Source organism: Phytoactinopolyspora endophytica (assembly GCF_004138495.1).
Lineage (GTDB): Bacteria > Actinomycetota > Actinomycetes > Jiangellales > Jiangellaceae > Phytoactinopolyspora > Phytoactinopolyspora endophytica.
Map to the genome: position 1 here is coordinate 130,947 of NZ_ML142854.1, position 3,127 is coordinate 134,073.

General features: G+C 63.9%; 3 protein-coding genes. 1 reads left to right on the plus strand and 2 read right to left on the minus strand.

Annotation, left to right across the window (positions count from 1 at the left end):
• Positions 1–47: 47 nt before the first annotated feature.
• Both ELR45_RS13640 and ELR45_RS13645 read right to left on the minus strand, forming a co-directional pair.
• Complete coding sequence (locus ELR45_RS13640; RefSeq protein WP_129666861.1) at positions 48–1,676, minus strand: cation:proton antiporter family protein; 1,629 nt, start codon at positions 1,674–1,676, stop codon at positions 48–50.
• A gap of 72 nt (positions 1,677–1,748) precedes the next feature.
• Positions 1,749–2,315, minus strand: coding sequence for a GbsR/MarR family transcriptional regulator (locus tag ELR45_RS13645; RefSeq protein ID WP_205856558.1), 567 nt, complete (start codon positions 2,313–2,315; stop codon positions 1,749–1,751).
• Positions 2,316–2,522: 207 nt separating this feature from the next.
• Between ELR45_RS13645 and ELR45_RS40875 the strand changes: the two genes are divergently transcribed.
• A partial coding sequence (locus ELR45_RS40875; protein ID WP_240759681.1) for an ABC transporter ATP-binding protein occupies positions 2,523–3,127 on the plus strand: 605 nt, incomplete at its 3' end.

A 3,127-nucleotide genomic window follows, 5' to 3' on the forward strand; every position in this document is an offset into this window, starting at 1 on the left:
AGGAGGCCACGGCTGGTTCACATCAGATCCTGGTAGGGGCTCGCGAGTCATGACTGTAGGGGCGTGTGTCCCTCGGGGTCGCTCGGCCGGCGATCGGCGGCTTGTCTCGGTCTGACGGCCTCGTATGCGCTGTCGGCCAGCGCTTGACCGGCCTCCGCGTAGACATGGAAGACGGCATCGGCGCCTCGTTCACGCAGGGGTTCGATCTCGTCTGCGTATCGGACCACCGCGGCGATGCGCCCGGGAAAAGTGCGGTCCCGGAGTTCGTCCAGTGCTACAACGTTTCCGGCGTGGTGCGGCATGGCCAGGAGCACCAGCGTGACTGTGTCGCTGATCAGCAGCTTTTCCCAGAAGTCGGCGTCCGAAGCGTCGCCTTCGACGACCTCGTAGCCCTCGTTCTTCAGAGATGCGACTTTGTCCGGGTCGGCCTCGACCCCCAGTACCGGTGTTCCGTAGCGTTGCACGAGCCTGTCGTACGCTCCGCGCCCGACCCTTCCCATGCCGAGGACGACGGCCTGCGCATCCCCGATCTCGATCGGCCGGTCGCTCGGATGCAGCCGGGCGGCGTCGCGGGCGGTGAGACGACCCTCCACCCGCCTGCGGATGGCTGCGTGGCTGGTATTGACGACGGCCGCCGCGACGAAACTCAGGGCGACGGCGAGCGAGAGCACCACGAGCCAGTCTCCGTCGACCCATCCCTGCGCGGCGGCGAGCACTGCGACGATGAGCCCGAACTCGGAGAAGTTGGTCAGGCTCAATGTGGCCAGCGTCGAGGTCCGGTGGCGCAGCCGGAATCCCGAAAGTATGAGGACGAACAGCATGCTCTTGAGTGGGAGCACGAGCACGAGAATCGCCGCCAGGCCGACCATCTCCCATGTCGGCAAAGCCGTCAGGCCGATCGACACGAAGAAGCCGACCAAGAACAGCTCTTTCATGTTGAACAGCGACTTCGACATGCCGCCCGCGTCCGGGTGAGGGGCCAGCAGCATCCCGATGATCAAAGCGCCGAGGTCGCCCTTGATACCCAGGTAGTCGAACAGGGCGTAGCCGAGCACGAGTGCCAGCACGACGCCGAACAGGATCTGCATCTCGCCGTGCCCAACCCTGTGCAGCAGGTTCCGCAGGATAGGCGCCGCAGGAATGAGGAGGAGCAGTCCGATGGCCCACGGGCTGGGCAGCTCGCCGCTCGATGCCGTCAGGAAGACCACGGCGAAGATGTCCTGCATGATCAGGATGCCGATGGCGGTCCTGCCATAGAAGGACCGGCTGTCGCTCCGGTCTTCCAGCACTTTGACGGCGAATACCGTGCTGGAGAAGGAGAGGGCGAACGCGAGCAGGACGAACGTGGTCCATCCGGCGTCATGCAGCATGGAGAAGCCGACGATCTTCAAGACCGCCAGGACGCCGGTGAGCATGCCGGTAGATATGGCCATGTGCAAGGTCGCCGCACCCCATACCTCACCGCGGAGGAGGGTGCGGACATTGAGCTTCAGCCCGATGGTGAACAGCAGCAGCGTGACACCGATGTCGGCGACGGCGTCGAGCTCTGGGATCGATGCGTAGCCCATCGCGTTGAGGGCGAAACCTGCACCGAGGAATCCGATGAGCGGAGGGAGCCGTAATCCCATGGCGACCAGGCCGCCGACAAACGGCGCAAGGATGTAGGCAGGCTCCACCTGGATGCCCTTTCGGGACGAGTCATGACGCTGGGGAATCTAGCAGGACGAAGTTCGCGATGAACATCCCGGTCACTGGGCTTCTCTATGGTCCGGTGGCGTCGTTTCCGCCGATGCCTCCTTCAGCCAGCGCTCGCGGTGCTGTTGCCACCGGCCGAGGAAGTCCTCGACCTCGCTCTCCCAGAACCGGTAGAACTCAAGCGTCTCCCGGATCCTGTGTCCACCGGCGCGGTCGGCGCCGACGAGCTCGACCCCGTCGCTGAGGATCGCCACACAGCGCTTCATGAAGGGAATCCGCTGTCTCATGATCGAGGCCCAGATATCGTCGTCGTAGACGCGGTACTGGTCGATACGTGTTCCCGGGGCCCGTTCCCTGGCCAGGAGGCCGGCATGAACCAAGGTCCGCACGGCTCCTGAGATCGCGGCCGGGCTCACCCGAAGACCGTCGGCGAGCTGACGTGCGGTGTAGGTCTCGGCGTCGTCGGCAAGGACGTAAGCGAAGACTCGAGACGGCATCCGCCCCAGTCCCGCCTCGCTGAGCAGAAGCGCGAATTGCTCGACGAACCTGAGAACCGCCTCCTCGTGGGCGTCCTCAGAGTCGTGAGCGCTGGTCGGTCTGCCAAGGGGGCGTGTCGACAAGGCCAAACCTCCTACGCGGAAACGAAAACTTCTGTATACCAGTGACCACGGACGTAGCCGACGTGCTGGAGTACGCGTGCCGGCACCTGGGGCCAAGGGGGCGCTGCGCTGTGGCGTCAGTGCCCTCCTGCTTCATTGTCTCAAGAGTTGAGAATAACGCTGTTTAGACATTTCACAAAACTATGAAGTCTGTGTATCGTGGCGCTCATGACAACAGCGATCGATGTGGCTGGCGTAGTCAAGACGTTCGGCCAGACACGTGCCCTGAATGGGCTGAACTTGCAGGTGACGCAGGGTGAGGTGCATGGCTTCCTGGGGCCCAACGGCGCTGGGAAGTCCACCACGATCCGGGTCCTGCTGGGTTTGTTGAAGGCCGACTCCGGCCGTGCGAGCCTGCTGGGCGGCGATCCGTGGAACGACGCTGTCGAGCTTCACAAACGGCTGGCGTATGTGCCTGGAGACGTCGATCTATGGCCGAACCTCACCGGTGGTGAGGCGATCGATCTGTTGGCGCGGCTGCGGGGTGGGCTGGACGAGAACCGGCGCAAGCGGTTGATCGAGCGCTTCGACCTGGATCCGACGAAGAAGGGGCGGACCTACTCCAAGGGAAACCGGCAGAAAGTGGCGATCATCGCCGCCCTGGCCTCAGAGGTCGAGCTGCTGATCATGGACGAGCCCACCGCCGGCCTGGACCCACTGATGGAGACGGTGTTCCAGGACTTCATCGTCGAGGTGAAGGAGCAGGGCATGACCGTCCTGCTGTCGAGTCACATCCTGGCGCAGGTGGAGAAGCTCTGCGACAAGATCAGCAT